Annotated in this window: 21 protein-coding genes, 5 tRNA genes and 1 pseudogene; 6 read left to right on the forward strand and 21 right to left on the reverse strand. The window is 56.3% G+C overall.

The genetic code is table 11. The features are described from left to right. Window positions 1-339: 339 nt before the first annotated feature. The 5 genes from ptsP to ACEVJK_RS03710 are packed head-to-tail and all read right to left on the reverse strand — an operon-like array spanning window position 340 to window position 4,718. On the reverse strand, window positions 340-1,965 hold the full coding sequence (gene ptsP, locus ACEVJK_RS03690) for a phosphoenolpyruvate--protein phosphotransferase (RefSeq protein WP_374739985.1): 1,626 nt from the start codon (window positions 1,963-1,965) through the stop codon (window positions 340-342). Window positions 1,966-1,979: 14 nt separating this feature from the next. After that, window positions 1,980-2,237, reverse strand: coding sequence for an HPr family phosphocarrier protein (locus tag ACEVJK_RS03695; RefSeq protein WP_374739986.1), 258 nt, complete (start codon window positions 2,235-2,237; stop codon window positions 1,980-1,982). A 29-nt stretch (window positions 2,238-2,266) separates the two neighbouring features. Next, window positions 2,267-3,196 (reverse strand): carbohydrate kinase, encoded by a 930-nt coding sequence (locus ACEVJK_RS03700; RefSeq protein WP_374739987.1) that lies wholly within the window; start codon window positions 3,194-3,196, stop codon window positions 2,267-2,269. Continuing rightward, window positions 3,193-4,524 carry a Na+/H+ antiporter NhaC family protein gene (locus ACEVJK_RS03705; protein WP_147571069.1) on the reverse strand — a complete coding sequence of 444 codons (1,332 nt, stop codon included), beginning with the start codon at window positions 4,522-4,524 and terminating at the stop codon, window positions 3,193-3,195. Before ACEVJK_RS03705 ends, ACEVJK_RS03700 begins: the two co-directional genes overlap by 4 nt. Before the next feature lie 59 nt (window positions 4,525-4,583). After that, window positions 4,584-4,718: a hypothetical protein gene (locus ACEVJK_RS03710; protein ID WP_263858374.1), complete on the reverse strand. Its 135-nt coding sequence runs from the start codon at window positions 4,716-4,718 to the stop codon at window positions 4,584-4,586. A gap of 196 nt (window positions 4,719-4,914) precedes the next feature. Here ACEVJK_RS03710 and ACEVJK_RS03715 point away from each other — a divergent pair, with 196 nt between their 5' ends. The 3 genes from ACEVJK_RS03715 (at window position 4,915) to ACEVJK_RS03725 (ending at window position 8,824) form a co-directional block, all read left to right on the forward strand. Beyond that, entirely contained in the window at window positions 4,915-5,511 is a 597-nt protein-coding gene (locus ACEVJK_RS03715) for a shikimate kinase (RefSeq protein WP_147571070.1), read from the forward strand. Then, window positions 5,498-7,378, forward strand: coding sequence for a DEAD/DEAH box helicase (locus ACEVJK_RS03720; RefSeq protein ID WP_374739988.1), 1,881 nt, complete (start codon window positions 5,498-5,500; stop codon window positions 7,376-7,378). Before ACEVJK_RS03715 ends, ACEVJK_RS03720 begins: the two co-directional genes overlap by 14 nt. A 105-nt stretch (window positions 7,379-7,483) precedes the next feature. Then, on the forward strand, window positions 7,484-8,824 hold the full coding sequence (locus ACEVJK_RS03725; RefSeq protein ID WP_147571072.1) for a butyryl-CoA:acetate CoA-transferase: 1,341 nt from the start codon (window positions 7,484-7,486) through the stop codon (window positions 8,822-8,824). 49 nt (window positions 8,825-8,873) lie between these two features. Here the strand turns inward: ACEVJK_RS03725 and ACEVJK_RS03730 are convergent, their stop codons facing one another. From ACEVJK_RS03730 to ACEVJK_RS03750, 5 genes are all read right to left on the reverse strand, one after another. After that, window positions 8,874-9,035: a hypothetical protein gene (locus ACEVJK_RS03730; RefSeq protein WP_186852250.1), complete on the reverse strand. Its 162-nt coding sequence runs from the start codon at window positions 9,033-9,035 to the stop codon at window positions 8,874-8,876. A 2-nt stretch (window positions 9,036-9,037) separates the two neighbouring features. Next, window positions 9,038-9,613 (reverse strand): hypothetical protein, encoded by a 576-nt coding sequence (locus tag ACEVJK_RS03735; protein ID WP_147571073.1) that lies wholly within the window; start codon window positions 9,611-9,613, stop codon window positions 9,038-9,040. A 284-nt stretch (window positions 9,614-9,897) separates the two neighbouring features. Next, a complete protein-coding gene (locus ACEVJK_RS03740; RefSeq protein WP_186852252.1) occupies window positions 9,898-10,518 on the reverse strand; it encodes a TatD family nuclease-associated radical SAM protein in 621 nt (206 codons plus the stop codon). Continuing rightward, window positions 10,515-11,195, reverse strand: a complete 681-nt coding sequence (locus tag ACEVJK_RS03745) for a hypothetical protein (protein WP_240286743.1) — start codon at window positions 11,193-11,195, stop codon at window positions 10,515-10,517. The genes ACEVJK_RS03740 and ACEVJK_RS03745 overlap by 4 nt, the downstream gene beginning before the upstream one ends. Further along, window positions 11,182-11,973, reverse strand: a complete 792-nt coding sequence (locus ACEVJK_RS03750) for a TatD family hydrolase (RefSeq protein WP_262669444.1) — start codon at window positions 11,971-11,973, stop codon at window positions 11,182-11,184. The genes ACEVJK_RS03745 and ACEVJK_RS03750 overlap by 14 nt, the downstream gene beginning before the upstream one ends. Window positions 11,974-12,190: 217 nt before the next feature. On the opposite strand from ACEVJK_RS03750, the gene ACEVJK_RS03755 reads away from it, so the two are divergent. Together ACEVJK_RS03755 and ACEVJK_RS03760 are read left to right on the forward strand one after the other, a co-directional pair. Continuing rightward, window positions 12,191-12,628, forward strand: coding sequence for a LytTR family DNA-binding domain-containing protein (locus ACEVJK_RS03755; protein ID WP_240286739.1), 438 nt, complete (start codon window positions 12,191-12,193; stop codon window positions 12,626-12,628). A gap of 18 nt (window positions 12,629-12,646) precedes the next feature. Continuing rightward, entirely contained in the window at window positions 12,647-13,096 is a 450-nt protein-coding gene (locus tag ACEVJK_RS03760) for a hypothetical protein (protein ID WP_262669443.1), read from the forward strand. 294 nt (window positions 13,097-13,390) lie between these two features. On the opposite strand, the gene ACEVJK_RS03765 is transcribed toward ACEVJK_RS03760, so the two are convergent. From ACEVJK_RS03765 to pyrB, 7 genes are all read right to left on the reverse strand, one after another. Next, a tRNA-Lys gene (locus ACEVJK_RS03765) sits at window positions 13,391-13,466 on the reverse strand. Window positions 13,467-13,544: 78 nt separating this feature from the next. Next, a tRNA-Gln gene (locus tag ACEVJK_RS03770) sits at window positions 13,545-13,619 on the reverse strand. A gap of 65 nt (window positions 13,620-13,684) precedes the next feature. Beyond that, a tRNA-His gene (locus ACEVJK_RS03775) sits at window positions 13,685-13,761 on the reverse strand. 136 nt (window positions 13,762-13,897) lie between these two features. Beyond that, window positions 13,898-13,974, reverse strand: a tRNA-Arg gene (locus ACEVJK_RS03780). A 3-nt stretch (window positions 13,975-13,977) separates the two neighbouring features. Beyond that, window positions 13,978-14,051, reverse strand: a tRNA-Gly gene (locus ACEVJK_RS03785). 168 nt (window positions 14,052-14,219) lie between these two features. Then, entirely contained in the window at window positions 14,220-15,533 is a 1,314-nt protein-coding gene (locus ACEVJK_RS03790) for a hemolysin family protein (protein ID WP_374740044.1), read from the reverse strand. 282 nt (window positions 15,534-15,815) lie between these two features. Beyond that, window positions 15,816-16,877, reverse strand: a complete 1,062-nt coding sequence (gene pyrB, locus ACEVJK_RS03795) for an aspartate carbamoyltransferase (protein WP_147571079.1) — start codon at window positions 16,875-16,877, stop codon at window positions 15,816-15,818. A 181-nt stretch (window positions 16,878-17,058) separates the two neighbouring features. On the opposite strand from pyrB, the gene ACEVJK_RS03800 reads away from it, so the two are divergent. Continuing rightward, entirely contained in the window at window positions 17,059-17,574 is a 516-nt protein-coding gene (locus ACEVJK_RS03800) for a putative ABC transporter permease (protein ID WP_374739989.1), read from the forward strand. Between the two features lie 319 nt (window positions 17,575-17,893). Here the strand turns inward: ACEVJK_RS03800 and ACEVJK_RS03805 are convergent. The 4 genes and pseudogenes from ACEVJK_RS03805 to ACEVJK_RS03820 form a co-directional block, all read right to left on the reverse strand. Continuing rightward, a pseudogene (locus ACEVJK_RS03805) lies at window positions 17,894-18,396 on the reverse strand (tyrosine-type recombinase/integrase); the annotation flags it as partial. Between the two features lie 254 nt (window positions 18,397-18,650). Next, complete coding sequence (rpoN, locus tag ACEVJK_RS03810) at window positions 18,651-20,012, reverse strand: RNA polymerase factor sigma-54 (protein ID WP_374739990.1); 1,362 nt, start codon at window positions 20,010-20,012, stop codon at window positions 18,651-18,653. 372 nt (window positions 20,013-20,384) lie between these two features. Continuing rightward, window positions 20,385-20,747 (reverse strand): NAD/NADP octopine/nopaline dehydrogenase family protein, encoded by a 363-nt coding sequence (locus tag ACEVJK_RS03815; RefSeq protein ID WP_240286731.1) that lies wholly within the window; start codon window positions 20,745-20,747, stop codon window positions 20,385-20,387. A gap of 208 nt (window positions 20,748-20,955) precedes the next feature. Continuing rightward, window positions 20,956-21,168, reverse strand: coding sequence for a helix-turn-helix transcriptional regulator (locus ACEVJK_RS03820; RefSeq protein WP_240286729.1), 213 nt, complete (start codon window positions 21,166-21,168; stop codon window positions 20,956-20,958). Window positions 21,169-21,406 lie beyond the last annotated feature (238 nt).

Raw genomic sequence — 21,406 nt, forward strand, 5'->3', positions numbered from 1 at the left:
CACAAATTCGGAGCGGAGGATTTTCGGTGGCGGCTCTGCTGCCTTAGAGATTACAATGCGCGTGCCACCATTCAAATAGAACGGTCTGAATGGGAAACGGAGCAGGCGCTGCCTGTTTGATTGAATTCCCGCTTCCTGTCCTCGCTCCACCATATCCTCCAGCTTTTCCGCTCAAAGATATCGCTTTCGAAGGTATCGCCCGCTTATTTATACCCCCCCTGGGTGAGGTGTCTATATCATACCCCGACATCTCAGCTTTGTCAAGAGGATAGTATGGGCGTTTTTCCGGATCTTATCAAAAGAGCCGCACGGCTGTACACCGCGCGGCTCCTTAGTCTGTCACTCCGCTGGACGGTCTTCGGATAAATCCAGACCGCTAATCAATTCTCTTAAGGGCAGAATGAACTCTGGGGATATGGACAAGCTGTCCACCCCCATCCGGAGGAAGGTCTCCGTCAAATCAGGATCTGCCCCCAGATCTCCACAGATCGACACCCGGAGCCCGTGCCGGTGTCCCGCCTCCACGGTGTGGCGGATCATCCGCAAAACGGCCGGGTGCCTGGGATCGTAAGCGCCGCCGGCGCGGCATCGATCTGCCGCCAGAGTATACTGGGTCAAATCGTTGGTCCCCAGGGAAAAAAAGTCCGCCTCTAAGGCCAGCTCATCCGCCAGCACAACGGCGGCAGGCGTTTCCACCATGATCCCCACTCTCACTTCTCCCGGCTCCCGGCCCTGGCTCTGCAACTCACTTCGGCACTCCTCCAGGATCTCCCTTGCCCTCCGGACCTCCCACGGGGCTGTCACCATGGGCAGCATCAGGGAAACTGGTCCCAGAGCACCAGACCGGAGAATAGCCCGGAGCTGTGGGCGAAACAGGTCGGGACGGGCTAGGGACAGCCGGATACCCCGGCATCCCAAGGGGGAGCTGTCCCCCTCAAGCCCCAGACAGGGGGCCTGTTTGTCTCCCCCCACATCCAAAGTCCGGATGACCACCGGCCGGCCAGCCATCGCCCGCACCACCTGGGAATAGGCGGCAAACTGTTCCTCCTCATCCGGACAGGTATCCCGGTCCAGGAAGAGGAACTCACTTCGGAACAGCCCCACGCCCTGGGCGCCCTTCTGCCGGGCCAGCTCCCCCTCAGCGCCGCTGCCAATATTGGCCAGCAACGGCATCTCCCGGCCATCCAAAGTAACTGTATCCCGGTCTCTCCACTGGTTTAACCGCAGCCGCTCCTCCCTGCCCTTATGGGCCATCTGCTCCCCCTCCTCCACTATCTGCTCTGTGGGGTCAAGGTACAGCCAGCCCCGGTCTCCATCCAGCATGGCTGTTCTTCCCTGCCAGTCCTCCTGGATTTCTACCCCCATCACAGCCGGGACGCCCATGGCCCGGGCCAGGATCGCGGTATGGCTGCTGGCCCCCACATCTCGGGTAACCAGCCCCAACAGCTTGTCCCGGTCCAGTCCGATCAACTGGCTGGGGGACAATTCCTCTGCCGCCAGAATGGACGGCTCCCCGCCCAGCAAGTCCTCCTCCCGGACTCCGATAAGCAGGTCCGCCACCCGGCGCGTAATGTCCCTCATGTCGTCGGCCCTGGCCTGCATATACTCGTCCTCCATAGCGGAAAAGAGGGCAGTGAACCGCGCTCCCGCCCTCTGAACCGCTTGGCAAGCTCCCTCTCCCCGGCGAATGGAGGTGTGCACCGCCTCCTGGTAATCCGGGTCCTCCAGCAGCATCTGGTGGATGCGGAAAATGGCAGCCGCCTCCATCCCCGCCTGGTCCAAGGCCCGTCCATAGAGGTCCTCCAGCTGGTCTATGGCGCCGCGCCGGGCGGCCTCAAAGCGGTTCAGCTCCTCCTCCGGGGACAATGTCGGCCCGGCTGTATCAGTTCGGCCCATTCGGGGACAGATGCGGATGGGACCTAAGGCAATTCCGCCGATACTCCATGTCCCCCTGATCGCCTCCATGAAACCAGCCTCCTTTACAGGTTCTCCCGGAAAAAACGCTCCAGGACCGCTATGGACCTCTCCTCATCTCCCCCTTGGACGGTCACGGTGATCTGATCCCCCTGGCGCACGCCCAATGTCATCAAGGCGATGATCCGGGTAGCCTCCACCGCTGTCCCTCCTTTGATTATGGCAACCGTGCTGTCCAGGCCTCTGGCTGTGTGGACCAATAGGCCGGCAGGCCGGGCATGGAGGCCCAGCGGGTCCTTTACCGTGTACGGAAACTGCTTCACCTGGTCACTCTCTCCTTTTCCCTCAAGACTCACAGTTCCTCCGCCCTGGGCATAGCCGGGATCGCTCCGCTTCTGGAGCAGGTGATGGCAGCCGCTCGGTTGGCATAGGTCAGAATGTCCCGCAGCTCCTCTGCCGTCAGCCCCGCCAGCGGCTCCCTTCCCCGGCTGCACAGCCGGGCCAGCACAGCCCCCAGGAAGGTATCTCCGGCTCCGTTGGTGTCAGCGACCTGGACCGAGGCACCGGGGACAGAAAAGCTCTCTCCCCGCCAGCGGCAGAAGGCCCCCCGCTCCCCCAGCGTGACCAAGATCAGGGAAATGCCCCGCTCTTCCAACAGGCGGCTGCCCTCCTCTGGGTCCCGCGTGCCGGTGAGGAGGGGGAGCTCCTCCTCTGACAGCTTGATCACATCCACCAGGGGCAGAGGTATGGCCATCCACTGGGCGGCCTCCTCTGGATTCTTCCACAGGGGCGCCCGATAGTTGGGGTCATAGCTGACCAGGACGCCTGCTCGGTGGGCGTGGCGGGCAGCGAAAATGGTAGCGTTTCGCTCCAGTCCCGCCGTCAGGCTCACCGAGCCAAAATGGAGAAATTTGGTGCGGCCCAGAGCCCCCTCATCCACCTCCTCCGGGCTTAAAGTGCAGTCGGCCCCCCGGATGAACTGAAAGTCCCGCTCTCCCCGCGAGTCTACCGACACCACAGCCAGGGTGGTGGGCTGGCTGCCCGTCCGCAGGCCGGAGCAGTCCACGCCATTTTCCTCCAGCACCCGGCGCAGGTAGGCGCCAAAGCTGTCCCGGCCCACTTTTCCAAAAAAGGCGGTCTCCGCCCCCAGCCGCGCCGCCGCTACCGCCACATTGGCGGGGGCTCCTCCTGGATTGGCGGCAAAGGCTGGGATTCCCTGATCTGTTGTTCCCGTCTGGGTCAGGTCGATGAGGACCTCTCCAACGCTTATGATATCTCTCATAATGCCGCCGCCTTCTTTCTCTTCTTTTCCTTCCAGACCAGGCAAGCCCACCAGCACAGGGACACCAGATAGAGGTAGACCGCCAGGGGCAGCGCTGACGCTCCCACCCCAAGGGTGGTCAGCGGGACGCTGGCGGAGATGGCCCAGGGCACCAGACCGGCTAGATTAAGCACAGAATTTCCGAGATTGACCGCCAGTTCCATGGAATCCAGGCCCCGCCGGCGGTACTCCCCCTCCATCAGTTGGGCCCCCATCACAATGCCCACAGCCTGGTTACAGAACAGGCCGCAGCAGCCAAAGGACAGCAGGATGTGGACGGGGAACAGACCTACCCGGTCTACCAGATGCCCCACCCGGTCAGTCACCGGATCCAGCAGCCCGGTCCCGTTGAAGATACCAGAATAGGCGCAGGACAGGACCACAGTCAGCACGACGTTGATCATGGAACTCAGGCCTCCGCCGGCCATAATGTCCGCCAGACCCGGTTGAGCTGTCTGGTAGCCCACCAGACAGGCCAGCAGCAGTTCACCCAGATCCATCCCTTGGACGAACAGGGCGCAGATGGCGGCCAGGACACAGCTGACAGCGATGGACAGGAACGCGCTTATTTTGAGCCAGGGCAGAAGGAGCACGGCGGCGGCTGGAAGAAGTGTCACCCAGCTCAACTGAAAGCCGCTCTCTAAAGCCTCGATGATGTGGCTGTCTACCTGCCGGATGGGACACAGGATGGATAGGACACCGTAGACAGCCAGCGACAAAGCCATGGGCAGAGGGGTAGTGCGCCACATCTCGTGCTGAAAGGCCCTCTGCTCCGCCCCTGACACCGCCGCTGTCAGCGCCGCGGAGGAGGAAGCGGGGGACAGCCGCTCTCCCACATAGATCCCGGATATGATAGCCCCGGCGGTGACGGTTAGATCGGCCCCGCCGCTGCGGGCGATGGCCATCAGGATCACTCCCGCGGTGCCCACTACACCGAAGGAACTGCCAAAGGCCAAGCTGAACAGGGCTGGCAGCAAAAAGGCCACCAGGATGAAGGTCCTGGGTGTGATGAGTTGTGCGCCTCCCCAGACGAAGAAGGCCACCGTCCCCCCCGCCCGCCACAGGGCGGTGAGCAGCCCGATCAGGACCAGGATACGCAGCACCTTTACTGAGGTCTTCATTCCAGTCAGGGTCATTTGGACCAGGTCAGCCGCCCGGTGTCCCCGGTGCAGCCCGACCAGGAAAAAGCACACCAGCCCCACCAGCAGGGCCAAAAACTGGGGCAGCCCCATGACCATACAGCAGGCCACACAAGCCAGGAACACCCCAAACGCCGCAAAAAGATCCACTTTTTTCTCCCCTTTTATCCCTCTCCGCCCGAGATGGGCCACTTTTTCATCCCGCAATACTACAATCGTGCCATGCCGTCGGTCCGCTCGGTCCCCTCCTCAGGGCTGTCAGTCCCGTTGTGTCCCGCCTGTTTGCCGCCATTATAGCATTTTTTCGCTCCAGTGTCATCCGGTTTTTCAGCATGGCCCACCATTTCCTTTTCGTCCTGTCCCCCCTTTCTTTTCCAAAAAAGGTATGGTATAATAAATTCTCAGAGCATATGGGACAATACTATTTTTCGGGGCCGGGCCGCTGTCCGACCATTTTGTTGTGCGCCTCCCTCTCCCTGGAATCGTTCCTATGCCCTTGGCATACTGGAGCATATTATAATAGGGAAAGGCGGAATCTTTTTGGACAACCTCGTACTCATCGGTATGCCTGGTTCTGGCAAAAGCACTGTGGGGGTTCTGCTGGCCAAGGCCCTTGGGTTGAGCTTTGTCGATGTAGATCTGGTCATCCAGCGGCGGGAGGGTGCCCTTCTTCAAGAGATCCTGGATACTCAGGGGGCCGAGGCTTTTCTGGACGCGGAGGAGGAAGCTGTCCTCTCCCTTCAGTGTCAGAACGCGGTCATTGCCCCAGGGGGAAGCGCGGTATGCCGGGAAAAAGGCGCGCTGTATTTGAAGGAACTGGGCCGGGTCATCTATCTCCGCGTCCCTCTGGAGGAGCTGGACCGCCGCATCCAGGATCTGGCCACTCGGGGCATTGCCATGGCTCCGGGACAGGGCCTGGCGGATTTAATGGCCTATCGAGGCCCCCTTTATGAAAAATATGCCGATCTCATCGTCGATTGCCTGCCTGGTCAGACTCTTGCCCAGACTACGGGTGCGGTTCTGGACTGTCTGTCCCAGGACCTCTCTGCCCCAGCCCACGGGGTCAATGTGGGCCAGACGGCAGCGATCCGGCTCCGTTCTGAATCAGAAAAGGAAGGATCCAATGACATTTCGTGATTTGGGGCTCAACGCCCCCATCCTGCGTGCCCTGGAGGAGCAGGGCTATGCCAAGCCCTCTCCCATCCAGGAGAAGGCCATTCCCCCTGCCTTGAAGGGCCGGGACGTACTGGGCTGTGCCCAGACTGGCACGGGCAAAACCTGCGCCTTTGCCGCCCCCATTCTCCAGCGGCTGGCCGCCTCTCCCGCCGCTGGCCGTCCGATCCGTGCCCTGATCCTCACCCCTACCCGCGAGCTGGCCATCCAGATTGGAGAGAGCTTTGCGGCCTACGGCAAGTATCTGAAGCTGCGCCACACCGTCATTTTCGGCGGCGTGGGTCAAGCCCCCCAGGCCGAGGCGCTGAAGCGGGGGGTGGATATCCTGGTAGCCACTCCGGGCCGGCTCATTGATCTCCACGACCAGGGGCTGATCTCCGCCAATCATCTGGAAATTTTTGTCCTGGACGAAGCCGACCGGATGCTGGATATGGGCTTTATCCACGACGTGAAAAAAATACTCAAGTGGCTGCCCCAAAAGAAGCAGACGCTCTTTTTCTCTGCTACCATGCCCCCGGAGATTACCGAGCTGGTAAACTCTCTGCTGAAGGATCCGGTCAAGGTCGCGGTAGATCCGGTATCCTCCCCGGTGGATGCCATCCACCAGACCGTATACTTCGTAGACCGGGGCAATAAGACCCAGCTTCTGGCGCTTCTGGTGGAACAGTTGAAGGCGAAGAACGCACTGGTCTTTACCCGGACCAAGCATGGGGCCAACAAGGTGGCCCGGGACTTGGTCAAAGCGGGGATCCCCGCCGCCGCCATCCACGGCAATAAGAGCCAGACCGCCCGGCAGCAGGCCCTGTCTGACTTTAAGGCTGGCCGGATCCAATGCCTGGTGGCCACTGATATCGCCGCCCGTGGGCTGGACATTGAGGAGTTGTCCCACGTCTTTAACTACAATCTGCCCGAAGTCCCGGAAACCTATGTCCACCGCATCGGCCGCACCGGCCGAGCGGGCCGGGAGGGCGTGGCCGTGGCCCTGTGCGATTTCTCGGAAAAACCCCTGTTGAAGGATATTGAGAAGCTTATGGGACGAAAGGTACCTGTGGTGGAGGACCACCCCTGGCCTATGGAGGTCTTTGAGGCCCCCAAGCGGGACAAAAACGGCAAGCCCATCAACGCTGAGGACGCCGAGGCCCGGGCCGCTGCCAAAGAGCTGCGCCGGATGCGGGACCAGAGCCAGAAGGAGACCCTCCAGCGCAAGGCGGCCCAGGCCCAGCAGAAGGGCCAGGAGGCAGGAGAGCAGGAGGAAAAGCGTTCCCGCTCCCGCCGCCGGAAGAAAAAGGCCAGTCAGTCTGAAGGGGTGCCCCCCGACACCGCACCTGCCGCCCTCCAGGATTACGAGAGTCCCATCCGCCGCTCCGAACCACCCAAGCGAGGAGTACGTCCCGGCACGCTGATGGACACCGGCGACGCCATGCCACGCACCGATTTCCACCGGCCCAACCCTCTGGACAGCGATGTCATCATGGACGCCACCGCCCGGCTTCTAGCGCCCCGGCGCTCCCCCCTGGTTCCCTCTCGCGGCGGGAGTGACCGAAAGGAGAGCCGTGCCGGCAAGGGACATAGCAGCAGAGAGGGCCAGCCGGCCCCCCAGCCCGGTCAGGCGCACCGGCAGAAGGCCAAGTCCCGCGCCGGGCAGCAGTCCGAGTCCAGGGGGGCTGCGCCCAAAGGCCCGCTGGAAAAGAAGTCCGGCGGCAAGAAGCGGACCTCCCGCCCCGACAGGCGCCATTCCCAGCCACTGGAACCCCGCCGGAATGGTCAGCCTAAGGACTCCACCGAGCAGCATAGCCTGATGAAGCCCTATTACTTGGATATTGGCAGATGATCCCGGTGGACGGAGCAGAGGGGCTCTCTCCCGCTTCCATGTCCGCTCCCAGTCAATTTGTCTTACAAAATACTATTTAATATACAGAATATGGAGGAAAACAGTATGGATTATCAGGCCCTCTATCAGCAGAAGCTGACCACCGCCGACGAGGCGGTCAAGGTGGTCAAGTCCGGTGACTGGGTAGATTACACCTGGTGTACCAACCACCCCATTGCCTTGGACAAGGCCCTGGCCGCCCGGCAGAATGAGCTAACCGATGTCAAGGTCCGGGGCGGCGTCACCATGTGGATGCCCGAGATCGCCAAGGCCGAGGACGCCGGGGAGCACTTCGCCTGGCACTCCTGGCACTGCAGCGGAATCGACCGGAAGATCATCGCCAAGGGAATGGGTTATTTCAGCCCCATGCGCTACTCCGAGTTGCCCCGGTTCTACCGGGAACACCTGGATCCCGTAGATGTGGTAATGCTCCAGGTCACCCCCATGGATAAGCATGGCAACTTTAATTTTGGTCTGGCCTGCTCCCACCTGGCGGATATGCTGGCCCGGGCGAAGTGCGTCATCGTAGAGGTCAATCAAAATCTTCCCTGGGTCTATGGCCTGACTGGTACAGAAATCAACATTCAGGACGTGACATATGTGGTGGAAGGAGATAATCCCCCCATCGCCCAGCTTGGCGCCGGCGGCCCTGCTACTGAGGTGGACAAAGCGGTGGCCAACCTGGTGGTGCCCCAGATTCCCAACGGTGCCTGCCTGCAGCTTGGCATCGGTGGTATGCCCAACGCTATCGGCGCCATGATCGCTCAGTCCGATCTAAAGGATCTGTCTGTCCATACCGAGATGTATGTGGATGCCTTCGTGGACATGGCCGCCGCCGGCAAGATCACCGGACGGCACAAGGCGCTGGATAAAGGCCGCCAGGTCTTTGCCTTTGCGGCCGGCACCCAGAAGCTGTATGACTACGTGGACCGCAATCCCGACGTGATGGCTGCCCCTGTGGACTATACCAACGACGTCCATGTCATGGCCCAGATCGACAATTTCATCTCCATCAACAACGCCATTGACATGGACCTGTTCGGCCAGGTCAACGCCGAGTCTGCCGGCATCAAGCACATCTCCGGCACTGGCGGACAGTTGGACTTCGCCATGGGCGCTTACCTGTCCAAGGGGGGCAAGAGCTTCATCTGTATGTCCTCCACCGTCACCGGCAAGGATGGCACGGTCAAGAGCCGCATCGTCCCCACTCTGACTCCCGGCTCCATCTGCACCGATCCCCGGTCCTGCACCCACTACATCGTGACTGAGTACGGAATGGTATGTATGAAGGGCCTGTCCACTTGGCAGCGCGCTGAGGCAGCCATCTCCATCGCCCACCCTGATTTCCGTGAACAGCTCATCAAGGACGCGGAGAAAATGGGCATCTGGCGGCGCAGCAACAAGTAAAAAGCTTGCTAATAAAAAAATCCCTGTGTCCAAAAGGCACAGGGATTTTTCAAATCAGCTCCCACTGAAAGTCCTCCCACTTCAACCGGCTGCCCACCGTGGTCCCCTCCGGCAGCAGGAACATGGTAATAGAGTGCTCCCGCCCCCCATCAGACAGCAGGTCGGCGTAATCTCCGTTGACTCTCTGAACTGTGTAAAAAATCGGGTCCAATTTCAGCTCTCTCCTTTCTCACATCCCGTCTGCTCCTTACAGGACCGGCGGATCTGGAAATAAAATACGAGATAACTGATTACATCCAGCACAAAGATCAGTTGAAAAATCACATTTCGGGCAAACTTTTTCCCCGTCAGGTTGCCCAGCCGGTACTGCACATACAGCCCGCTGATGGAGTAGGCCGAGGTGGCCAGCACCACGGAATAGGCAAAGGCTACGCCAAGAAATCCGAAGGGCAGCAAGATCTGCAGACCTGGAATCACGAGAAAGGCGGCTAACATCATTGACCAGATCTGCAGGTGCGTGATAAAAAAGGGGATGGTCAGCAGCTTCATGGCCAAGGCCAAGTGATTCAGCCTTCTCCGGGCGGAAAGGTCTGCCTGGACTCGCCTCACCCGCTTGATCAGAAAGATGATGGCTACCACGGCAAGAATCAGGTTGGCGATCACCGCCGGCGGCAGCAGTCCCCATGGGATATCCAGGTCTCCACTCCCGTCCGACAGCAGAATGGGTCCCAGTAAAACGGCCTGGGTCCCATAGAGGCTGACTAAATAAAGAGCGCTTATGATGATCATGTCTACTCACTCCTCAACGCCCTGTAAAAAGTCCGTTTTATGGGACTGCTCTTTTCCTATACTTAGGTTGTCGATCAGACAAGAAAGGAGCAGAACATTATGGATTACAGCATCGTTTGGGTACGGGGACATGTGGAGGTCTACGACTGGGCAGGGCGGTTCTGCTTCTCTGCCGATAACGAGCGGGAGGCCAGAGAGGAGCTGGCTCTCACCGCGTAAATTCAACTTGGGGGTGCGCTACAGGGGCGCCCCCTTTTCTTATTGGCTGCCCCGGTGTTCTCCGTTCAGGAGTCGATAAAGCTGCGGATACGCAGCTTCACTCCCAACCGGTCAGCGATATCCCGGCAGTTCTGGATCTCCTCTTGCGTCTTGTCCTTGTCCACGATAGTCAGCACTACATGGGGCACATAGTGCTTGGCCTCTCCGGCAAAATCCAGCATGGCCTGATAGGCCGCCTCCCCCTGAACGGGGTGGCACAGGGCGGTGTAGTCCGCCGCGTTGTCCGAGTTGAGAGAGATAGACAGGGTATCGATGCGTCCCTTTAGCTCTGGGCACACATCCCGGCCCAGAATCAGATTGGCGTGTCCATTGGTGTTGATACGCACTGGGGGCAGCTTATCCCCGAAACGCCCCTTCAGTTCGTCCACCAGCCACAAGATATCATCCAGGCGGTAGGTGGGCTCGCCATAGCCACAGAATACGATCTCCCGGTAGGAGCACACATCCCGGCTCAAAAAGCTGTCCAGAGCCTCCTGGCGGGTAGGCTCCCGCTCCAGCCACAGGGAGTCCTCGGTATAGATGGACCCCTGCGCCCTGCCGTGGCGCAGGCAGAATTCGCAGTTGCAGTTGCATTTGTTGGTCAGGTTCACATACAGCGCGTCCTCATATTCATAGGTAATGGTCATGGTAGATCCGTCCTCTCCTTTTTCTTCTTGGGCAGCATAGGTGGAAAGACACCTGTGCGCACCCCCACAAACCGAATGATGATCCAGGCAGCCGCGAAGGCCGCGGCCCAGGCCAACAGGCCGTGGTATTCCACATAATCCTCCTGGCTAGCCGTGGCGTGGCCCCCCTCCATGTCAATATAGCAGGTATCCACGGTAACTCCATGGTACTTGTTCAGCTCCTCCAGCTGGTCGTCCGTCAGGGACTCCCGCGCCAGAGTGCCGATGGGCAGGCGGGCATAGCTGGCTGTCATAGGGGCCTCCCCCTCCTCCCGGTATACCACGCTGTCCGAGTTGACTTTGGCGGCGATCCGTGTGCCGTCTTCCAACTGGAAAATATGCCAGAATAGTCCGTCGATATAGCCGCCGGGGCTGTTGCTATTCAGAGTAATGGAGTCCATCTCCATCGTAAAATACTCGTTGTTCTCCATATCAGCCAAGGTCTCAGCCAGAGGGATATCTTCACTGGCCACCGCACCGACTGAGCCTTCTTCCGCGGCGTTCTTCTCCAAATACGCCTGGTACCCCTCCTCCAGTGTCTGTTCGTACAGGTATTGCGCTCCAAAGGCGATCCCAGCTGACAGCAGCACAGTCAGCAACAAGTCCCAGCGCCAGTACCAGATACTACGGCGCCTCATTAGGCTCTCCCCCTTTGATGCCAAAAAACCGTTTCCCGTTCTCCAGGGTGATACGGGCCACCTCATCCGAAGTCAGCCCCTTCACCCGGGCGATGGCTTCCGCCACCAGATGAACATGGCTGGAGTCGTTCCGCTTACCCCGGAAGGGTTCCGGCGTCAGGTAGGGGGAGTCAGTCTCAATCATAATCCGGTCCATGGGCAGCCAGTCGATGACCTCCAGGGCCTTCCTGGCGTTTTTGTAGGTAATGACGCCGGTGAAGGACAGCATCCATCCCAGCTTGACCAGCACCTTGGCGTCCTCCAGACTGCCGGAATAACAGTGGTACACCCCGGTAACCTGGGGATACTCCCGGACAATGGTCAGGCAGTCCTGATGGGCTTCCCGGTCATGGACGATAACGGGCAGATGGAGGGACTGGGCCAGCTCCAGCTGGCGGCGAAAGACATTCTGCTGTAAGGCCCGAGGCGGGTTATCCTTCCAGTAGTAGTCCAGTCCGATCTCTCCAATGGCCCGGACCTTCGGGTGGGCGGCCAACGCCCGCAGCTCCAGTAGAGCCCCGTCTTCCCAGTCTCCACAGTCGGAGGGGTGGACCCCTACTGCCGCGTAGACATAGGGAAAGCGGTCTGCCAGCTCCAGGGCCGTCTTTGAGCTCTCCAGATCACAGCCGGGATTTAAAATCAGCTCCACCCCGCATCCCGGCATGGAGGCCAGCACTTCCAGCCGGTCGGCGTTGAAGGCCCCGGAGTCATAGTGGGCGTGGGTGTCGAATACCGCCATAGGCTACCCCTCTCTTCTTCATCAAGCGTGTCTTTTATCATACTCCCATCCCCTTAAAAATGCAAGTGGATGGCCCCCCTGTCTCTCCTTCATTCACGTCGGTATGGGGGGACTCCTCCCTTCTTCCTCCTGCCCCCCAAAAAAGGCAGGTCAGCGGTATTCCCCTTGCCCTTTGGCGCAAAGCCTGATATGCTGTCGTTGAAAGGAGGGGTCCCTCTTGAAGATCTCAGTAGAACACGCCCCTTTAGAGGAAAACGAGGTCATCCTGCGCTGTTCCAACTTGGACCAGGAGATGCTCTGGGTGCTGTCCATTCTCCGCTCCGGCCTGCAAAAATTGTGTGCGTGGGATGAGCGACGCGAGGTCACCCTCCTCTCTCCCAGTGAGGTGGTGTACTGTGAGAGTGTGGATGACCACACCTTCCTCTATACCTCCGCGGCAGTCTATCAGACTGCTCTTAGCTTGGCGGAGCTAGAGGGGCGGTATGGAAGCCTTGGCCTTTTCCGCGCAGGCAAGTCATCCATCGTCAATCTTCACCGTGTCCGCGCCCTGAAAAGTCAGCCTGGCGGGAGGATCGAGGTCACTTTGGAAACAGAGGAGAGGCTGGTGGTCTCCCGCCACTATGCGCCCCTGCTGCGGGAGCGGCTGGGACTGTGAGAGAAAGGAGTGTTATCTATGTTCAGAGAAGAATTTATCCACTATTACAGCTGGGGCGTCACCATGAAGTACCACATGGGCGTCTATACCGCGGCCCTTGTTTTCACTGACTGTATTGCCCAATGGCTTATGGGGCGGCAATCCATCCCCATCCTGGTCCTGGGGGAGATGCTGCTGGTATCTATGGGGGTGGCTGTCCTTGAGTCCTGGATCTTTCCCCGGAGAGAGGTATGGGAGGGCGAGGCCCTGATACGCCGCACCGCCCTGTGGGCACTGGTATCCAATCTGGGATTCGTAGGAGGGGCAGCCCTATGCGGCTGGTTTGATGGCGTTCCCCTGTGGGGTGCCGCGCTGTTGGCTCTTTTTCTGGAGTTCGGTCTGGCTTCCATGTGGTTCGCTGACCATGTTGCTCTCCGGCGGGATACCCAACGGCTCAACGAGAGGCTGCGCCAGTATCAGAATGAATAGACGGTAAAACTACGGCAGGACATCTGACGGGATGTCCTGCCGTTTTGTCGGACATTTCCGAGCCATACGCAGCAAAGCCCATTTTGATTCCAAATCAAATTGCAGCCCAGTGCAGCAATACATATGTATTTTACCTTTTGAATCATCACCACCGGTCCAGCCGGTGAGTTCCAATTATAAAAAAGTCGGAGCAAGCGGTTGCGATTTGGAGAGGATGAGCAAGTGGGCGGGGGGATAACGCTATTTGCACACACATAAAAAAGCGTCGGAGCAAAGAGAAACTTTGCTCCGACGTGGTGACCCAGCGGGGACTCGAACCCCGGACCCACGGCTTAAAAGGCAGTTGCTCTACCGACTGAGCTACTGGGTCATATATATTCTTTTTTGAAATATTGGCTCCGGCACAAGTCCATAAGAAGTCGCCAGAGGCTGATGTCTCCATCAGATTTGGCAGGGATGGCTGGACTCGAACCAGCGAATGAGGGAGTCAAAGTCCCTTGCCTTACCACTTGGCTACACCCCTGTATCTGCCGCGAAGAAAAGGCAAGGGCCGGAGCCGAAGCTCCCGGCCCTTACGCCTTATTGGTCTGGGGTGGGTAAAGGGACTCGAACCCTCGACACCCGGAACCACAATCCGGTGCTCTAACCAACTGAGCTACACCCACCATATCGCTGACTGTTCACAGATTGGCTCCCAAAACCGGGGGCCTTCGCCCTGTCAGAGGACCATCCAACTTGAGAGGATAAGGGGAATACAGGGGCGGACTACGCCACAATGTCCAGAACAAAATTGCTCCGACATGGCACGCCTGAAGGGACTCGAACCCCTGACCCACTGCTTAGAAGGCAGTTGCTCTATCCACCTGAGCTACAGGCGCGTATGGAGCGGGTGATGGGAATCGAACCCACGCGACCAGCTTGGAAGGCTGGGATTCTACCATTGAACTACACCCGCATAGAAGGCGCGGTCCTTCCACGTCAGCCTTGAAATTGTAGCACACCAAGACCCGGTTTGTCAATCCCTTTTCTTCTGTTTACAGCAATTCATAAAATATTTCTCTCTCCGGCAGGGATTCCGGTCAAAACCGCGGGGAGGGGGGGCTGCCCCTCCCCCGCGTGTTCCTTATGTAGCCGCTTTCCGGACCAGAGCCGATTGGATCCGATGGTCCTCCACTTTTTCCACCTGGATATCCAGTCCGTTGACCTGAACCGCCGGCCGGCTGCCGTCCTCTGGAATGGTACGCAGGCAGCTGAGTACCATTCCACCCACCGTATCATAATCCAGGTCCTCGGACAACTCGATCCCCAGAGTTTCGGCCAGTTCCCCCACGCTCAACGCGCCGCTGGCTCTCCACAGGCCTTCGCCTATCTGTTCCAGTTCCGGCGGCTCGGCGGGGTCGTACTCATCATAAATATTGCCCACGATCTCCTCCAGCAGGTCTTCCACCGTGATAACACCTGCCAAACTTCCATATTCATCCATCACCACAGCCAGATGTATCTTCTTTCGCTGCATATCCCGCAGCAGGTCGCCGGCGGACAGGCTGTCTGGTACCAGGTAGGCCGGGCGCATCAGCTCCCGCACCGTATGGCCGCCCCGGCCCGTCCAGTCCAGCAGGAAGTCCCGGGCATAGAGCACACCCACCACATCGTCGTCGTCCTCTCCACATACAGGAAAGCGGGACAGCCCACTGCTTTGAATTACATCCAGCACCTCCTCCCGATCCGCGTCTTCCCACAGGGTAATTACATCTGCTGCCCGGGTCATCACATCGCCCACAGCCTGCTCAGAAAAGTCAAATACATTATGTAGCAGTTCCTTTTCCTCCGCGTCAATAGCGCCATTTTCATTCCCCAGGTCGATCATCATGCGGATCTCATCCTCGGTGACCTGCTCCTCCTCCACCTCCACGGGCACCCCAATCAGCCGCAGCACCCCATTGGTGGAACAGGAGAGCAGAAAGATCACAGGCCGGGCCAGCACTTCTATGGCGGATACCACTCGACAGGAAAAGCGAGCCATCTCCATAGGCTTCTGCATGGCGATCCGCTTAGGTACCAGCTCTCCGAATACCAGTGTAAAGTAGGATAGGATCAAGGTAATGAAAATCACAGACAGGGTATCCACCACCGATATGGGCAACATCGTGATACCCAGATCCTCGCAGAACCAACGCACCAAGTACTCCGAGAAGCTGTCGGCGGCAAAAGCCGAGGCCAGAAAGCCAGCCAATGTGATCCCGATTTGGATGGTGGACAAAAATCCGGCTGGCTCCTCCACCATCTTTAGCAGCCTGGGGGCCAGCTTGTCCCCCTCCTCCTCCAACTTGCGCAGCTTATTGGCGTTTAGAGAGATCACGGCAATCTCTGTCGCCGCAAAAAAGGCATTTATCACGATCAGTACCACCTGGAGCAGCAGTTGGAGCGCTATGGTCATCAAATCAGTTCCTCCTTTGATTTCTTCCGCCTGTGCTGACATATGCAAAAGGCATGGCCCGCTCCGCGCAAAGCGAAACAGGCTATGCCTTTTTTCATCTGTTATCGATTTGTAAGTGACAGGGACCGTCTCGGTCAGGATCCATAAGAATCGAGGGGCTCCTTTTTACACAGGCTTCCGGCGCCGCTGTGGCACCGGCCAACATTATCATATCCAAAGGCGGCTCTCACGTCAAGGCATTCCCCGCAACCTTAACGCTTTATTGACAGGCGCTCCGTTCGTTCAGCGCAGAGCCGTGTCACAGAAGGCGCAGCAATCCACCCCACCGTTCTTTTTCACCAGAGGCGGCAGATACGGTTGTGTCTGGGTGATGCACCTGGGGTTGGAGCACACCGGCTTGGTCCCGATCTCCACCGCCTCCGTCCGTTCCAGCCGGGGCTGGTTCGCCAGGTCGGACAACAGGGCCATCCGTGCAAACATCCCGTACCGAGCCTGCTGAAAATAGGCCGCCCTGGGATCGTCATCCACATCCACAGTAATCTCATCCACCCTGGGCAGGGGGTGCATGACCAGCATCTTCTCCTTGGCCCGGTCCAGCTTCCGCCGCGTGAGAATATAGATCCCTTTGTTCCGCTCATATTCCAGGGGATCTACAAACCGCTCACGCTGGATCCGGGTCATATACAGCACATCCAGTTGTGGAATGACCGCCTCCAGCCCCGTGACTTCCGTAAATTTCATCTCATTTTCCAGCATGAAAGCCCGCACATAGTCGGGGACGGCCAGCTCGCGGGGCGAGATCAGGAAAAAGCGGATATGTTCAAATTTGGCCATGGCCTTGATGAGGGAGTGGACCGTGCGCCCATTCTTTAAGTCGCCGCACAGTCCGATAGCCAGTCCATCCACGCCGCCCAGCAGCTTGGTCATGGTCGTCAGGTCAGCCATGGTCTGAGTGGGATGCATATGGCCGCCGTCCCCGGCGTTGACCACCGGAACATGGGAGTAGAGGGAGGCCGCCTTGGCCGCCCCCTCCCAAGGTGTACGCATGACAATAACGTCGGCGTAGCTGGACACCATTTTAATGGTATCCTTTAGCGTCTCTCCCTTGGCCACAGAGGAGGAATTGGGGTCCGCGAACCCAAATACCGTCCCACCCAGCCGAAGCATGGCGGTCTGGAAGGAAAAGTTAGTTCGGGTAGAGGGTTCGTAAAACAAATTGGCCGCCACCTTGCCCCGACATACATCAATGAACTTCTCCGGGGCGTCTATGATCTGACTGGCCCTGGCATATAGCTGATCCCACTCCTGGCGGGACAGGTCGCCAAAATCGATCAGGTGCCGCATCGTCCCTCACTCCTCATCTTTTTTCTTCCAGCTATCCTACCACAAACCACCCCGCTCCGCAAGGTGGCAGAACAACTTTTCCTATTTTTTAACTCAGGAGCACACCAATAAATCACAAAAATTTCCCCGCATGAAAATCATCCATTTCCACACCCTAACAAATGTGAATGGAGGGTCTCATTTGGTCTGGTTTTGGTATTTTTTGATATACAGCTTTTTTGGCTTTTTGTTAGAGGTGTCCTATGCCCGGATCACCGGGGGATATCCGGAACGCAAATGTCTGTTGGTGCTGCCTCTATGCCCCGTCTATGGGTTGGGTGCCTGCGCCATTTTGCTATTGGCTCCAGTCAAAGGCTTTCCTCCGGCCGTCTTTCTGTTGGGCGGACTAGCGGCCACAGCGGTAGAATATGGGGTCAGTCTCTTTTATGAAAAAGCCCTTAAGGTTTCCTTCTGGGACTACCGAGGATTGCCAGGCAGCATCCACGGCAGGATATGTATGCCCTTTTCTCTGGCTTGGGGTGTTCTAGCTCTGCCTCTGATCTACTGGGTTCATCCGGCTCTAGCACCATTGGTTCAGGCCATCCCAGGGCCGGTCAGCCTGTCCGCCGTGACAGCGGTGGGGGCGGACTCCTTGATTTCTCTGGCACTGTTGGCTCAAACCCATGACCGATCCTGTCTGGAGTGGTGCCGATCCTGATACCGGCGAAAGCGCCGTTCTACCATTAGAGCAGATGATCGTTTTCTCCGCCGCGTTCCTCCACAGTCACGTAACGAGGCTGTAACCCACTTATGGTTTTGCCTGTCCCCAAGGAATCAGTCTCTAATAACTGTAACAAAAAAGCAGACCCGGAAAACTGTGTTTTCCGGGTCTGCTGAACACTTTTGATAAGGGTTAACGTTTTCTGAAGTGAGGCACGCGACGGGCGGCTTCGAGGTCGTACTGCGTCTTCTCTAAACACTGGAAAGCCTTGATATTTCAGGTTTTTTCAAATCCACGCACCGGTTTAGCCCGTACATTAATCTTCTATTAATGATGGGGTGTTTCCCTTGTTTTGTCTAAACGCCCCCTTCACAACAGGAAGTATCTGATGTGGTTTATTGCACTTCACCTTGGCGTAAATGTTCATTGTTATTTTGCTGTTTTCAGGACCTACCAGACGTTGTACTGTCTTAGGGCTAACAAAGCGTAAATGAGATTGGTAATATATGTGTGACGCAATTGGTGTGGTGTTATCTGAAAATTAAGGCTATATACACTACCCTACCATTGTGACCAGCTTTCTCACCCAAGACTGGCGCTACAGTTTTCGTGATTTTCTGTCCATTAATGTATCTGACATATGTTCTCTCCTGGGTAGGGCGAGTTACAATATACTGCCAGACTCGTTTGAACTGCGTATAGGACAATGGACCGCCATCCTGATTTGCAATCACATAGTCAGATGTTACAAACTGCTTTAGTTTCTCTAAGGCACTCTGCCAACCGTTCAGGCAAAGGAAAGTCCCTTTGGCCCGCTTTACAAAAGTAAACGTCAAAAGAGAAACAGACGAGAAATCCGCCGCTCATCTGTTTCTCTTTTGACACGCACCTTAGTTTGCAGCGGCGGGGCTGTCTCGGTACAATTCTTTGCCTCTGTCGAGGCACCGGAATGTCAGAAGGCACACTCAAAGCATCTGGCTCACAGACTCTGGTCAACATATAAAAAAGAGGGCTTTCCTATATGTTGGAGCTGGACCTATTTTATCAAGTTAATGTCTCTAATGACAAAAGAATCAAAGCAGCCTTCGGCCAGAAGTGTTCGGGATATTTAGCTCTTTCCGATATTTGGAGACTGTACGCCGGGAAATAGGGCAGTCCAGTGCTGCCATTGCCTCGCACAGACTCTGATCAGACATAGGGTGGGCCTTGTCCTCCTGGTCCACCAGTCTGCGAAGAAGCGCATAGGCCGCAGCGACACCCACCTCTTTTTGGGTTGTGTCATGGATAGTAGCATTGCGGGAAAAGAAGTAACGCATGGGGAAAACACCGCGGCTGCATTGGAGGTATTTGTCTCGTACGGCGCGGCTGATTGTGGATTCATGAAGATCCAGCTTTTGTGCCACCTCGGCCATCTTCATGGGCCTTAGAGCCTGTGGACCCGAGCAAAAGAATGCAAGCTGCCCGTCTACGATTGCCTGTGCACAGCGGAGAAGAGTGCTCTTCCGCTGCTCTAAGGATCGGAGGACACCTTCGGCCTGGTGGAGTTTCTCTATTAGATATCCCTTTACTTCCGGATCCTCCGACTGCCTTATCAGAGCCTGGTAGTTCCGGTTGATATGAAACATAGAATGGTTCTCGTTCCTTAAGCGGACGACCAGGTACCCATCCATTTCCTCCACGAACAGATCTGGTAGAATGTATGGTACCTGTGAAGGGCGCTCAAAAGGGGCTCCCGGACGGGGCTCTAACTCATGGATCACTCGTTCTGCCTGCTGTACCTGTTTCACAGAGATGGAAAGCTTAGTAGCAATGGAGCGATAATGCCGTTTTGCCAGTGCCTCCAGATGGCCTCTTACAATCTCAAGAGCGGGTCCTCTTTCATGAATTCTCTGCAGTTGAAGTTCCAGACATTGAGAAAGATCAACGGCTCCGATCCCCGCCGGCTCCAGCGAGCGCAGAAGTTCAAGACAGGGTTCCAATTCCTTCACAGAGATCGACAGGTTGTCCGCCAGTTCACATAAGGGGATGCGCAGATACCCATCCTGATCTAAACAGGCGGCCAAGTAGCGGACCCGTTGAGCAGTATCTTCATCCAGTTTCAAGGGATAGAGTTGCCGTGAAATAAATCGGAACAGAGTTTCCTCCAGACCACCCTCGTGTCCTACCCGGGCTAAAGGATCAAATTCTTCCTCCTCCACACGTTGATAGTAATAGTTTTGTTGATCATTATCTTCCAGCCAGTTCAGACGGTCGAGCAGCCGGTTATCCCGGCTTTGTTCCATTTCGGAAAAGTCCTCGTTGAGCTCTACCATAGGATTCTCCTGGGCCAGATCTCGCAGGTATTCCTCCAGTTCCATCGTGCTCATCTGGAGCAATTCCAGGCTCTGCAGCAACTGCTGATTCAGGGCTTGGACCTGCTTTTGGATCAGTTCCATCCCTGCCACCTCCTTCTCTATTGTTATTATAGCAGATTCGACTTTTTTCTACAATAGAGGGCAACAGGGGTGACTGGTGGGCCAGGGCTATATCTATCGAGCAGCCGGTCAGGACAGAAAGTAGGATTATGCCCTCCGACAGGACAAAACTGCATCAGAGGGCATGAAATCCGTATTTAGTTGTGCTTTATCCAATCACGGGCACTGGTTTTTCAGTAACACTTGACTGGTACCCTGTACATTATTCCGGCGATGCCAAGCTCCCTCATGGTGTATGCATCCTGATAAACGTTTCTTCTGCACACTGCAAGGAGTATGTTGGCTAGGACCCGTTGCGGAAGCGCTGCTGCTACAAGAAGGCAGCAGTGGAAATCAGATCAGGCCATAGAGTAAGTCTTCCGTTACGTAGCGGTGGTAGTCCATCGTCGGAGGCATTCTACTGGATACAAAATCTGGCAGACATTGCTGCAGCTCTGAAGCAGTATCTCTCTTTGTCCCCTGGTACCTATACCGACTTTGGATGATTTGAGCGAGGGAAAGTACCTTCATCCCTTCGATCTCATTGAGCGACTTCCGTTCTTTATTCAGAGCATCCATCAGATTATCTAGAGAAAGATCAGTGATGCACTCCCAGTAGAAGTACCGACTTTCTTTGTTACCGATACAGGCGACATTGAGCAGTAGCAAAGATGTGTGCAGCGTTGTGTTGATATTGGAGAGACCGGGTTCGATCACATTATCGTACGGTGTGATATAGGGGTACAGGTTTTGCAACCGCTGAAAAGCTGGCTCACTACCTTAGCCGGTGAAACAGGCAACGCCTAAACCATGCTTATAGCCGAAGACCCATATCATAAAAATCAATACCCATAAAAATACAACTTTCCTGGTTTTCTGCATCATATTTTAATAAGATAAATAGACAACCATATCTGGTTGTCTATCAAAATGTATTATTGTCATCAAAATGTTCCATTATATCTTCAACACGACAATGTAAGATATTACATAATTTATCAATTGTATTTACCTGCACATTTTCATTATGCCGCAAACGATTAAGTTGCGAACGATTAATATTATAGGTTGTATATAAAGTATATTGGGTAATACCTTTTTTCTTCATCGTTTGCCACAGTCTATCATATCTGATCATTGCTACTCCAAATGCAACAAATACTTGCTTTTTCCTTATGATAGCGATAAAATAAAAAAAATAACAGTGTTCGTACAATGACACTATCAGTGAAAGTTCAGCTGAATGTGGAGTAGATATATTGATCTTTGCTGTTTTTTGAAATTCATCTATTTTATAACTTTAAGTTAATGGCGTTATGTGAAATACTTGTAACTAAATTAATGCAGTTGTTGATATCATGTTCCCATTCTTTTCT

This window comes from Flintibacter sp. P01028 (assembly GCF_041925235.1).
GTDB lineage: Bacteria > Bacillota > Clostridia > Oscillospirales > Oscillospiraceae > Lawsonibacter > Lawsonibacter aceti.

What these genes read in the sequence shown, in the direction of transcription:
- pyrB (WP_147571079.1), bottom strand. Translation starts at nt 16,877, where the DNA reads ATGCGGCACCTGATCGATTTTGGCGACCTGTCCCGCCAGGAGTGGGAT.
- ACEVJK_RS03735 (WP_147571073.1), bottom strand. Translation starts at nt 9,613, where the DNA reads ATGATCATCATAAGCGCTCTTTATTTAGTCAGCCTCTATGGGACCCAG.
- ACEVJK_RS03760 (WP_262669443.1), top strand. Translation starts at nt 12,647, where the DNA reads ATGTTCAGAGAAGAATTTATCCACTATTACAGCTGGGGCGTCACCATG.
- ACEVJK_RS03745 (WP_240286743.1), bottom strand. Translation starts at nt 11,195, where the DNA reads ATGAGGCGCCGTAGTATCTGGTACTGGCGCTGGGACTTGTTGCTGACT.
- ACEVJK_RS03720 (WP_374739988.1), top strand. Translation starts at nt 5,498, where the DNA reads ATGACATTTCGTGATTTGGGGCTCAACGCCCCCATCCTGCGTGCCCTG.
- ACEVJK_RS03700 (WP_374739987.1), bottom strand. Translation starts at nt 3,196, where the DNA reads ATGAGAGATATCATAAGCGTTGGAGAGGTCCTCATCGACCTGACCCAG.
- ACEVJK_RS03725 (WP_147571072.1), top strand. Translation starts at nt 7,484, where the DNA reads ATGGATTATCAGGCCCTCTATCAGCAGAAGCTGACCACCGCCGACGAG.
- ACEVJK_RS03710 (WP_263858374.1), bottom strand. Translation starts at nt 4,718, where the DNA reads ATGGTGGGCCATGCTGAAAAACCGGATGACACTGGAGCGAAAAAATGC.
- ptsP (WP_374739985.1), bottom strand. Translation starts at nt 1,965, where the DNA reads ATGGAGGCGATCAGGGGGACATGGAGTATCGGCGGAATTGCCTTAGGT.
- ACEVJK_RS03790 (WP_374740044.1), bottom strand. Translation starts at nt 15,533, where the DNA reads ATGACCATAGCGCTCCAACTGCTGCTCCAGGTGGTACTGATCGTGATA.
- ACEVJK_RS03740 (WP_186852252.1), bottom strand. Translation starts at nt 10,518, where the DNA reads ATGACCATTACCTATGAATATGAGGACGCGCTGTATGTGAACCTGACC.
- ACEVJK_RS03820 (WP_240286729.1), bottom strand. Translation starts at nt 21,168, where the DNA reads ATGATCAGATATGATAGACTGTGGCAAACGATGAAGAAAAAAGGTATT.
- ACEVJK_RS03750 (WP_262669444.1), bottom strand. Translation starts at nt 11,973, where the DNA reads ATGGCGGTATTCGACACCCACGCCCACTATGACTCCGGGGCCTTCAAC.
- rpoN (WP_374739990.1), bottom strand. Translation starts at nt 20,012, where the DNA reads ATGGAACTGATCCAAAAGCAGGTCCAAGCCCTGAATCAGCAGTTGCTG.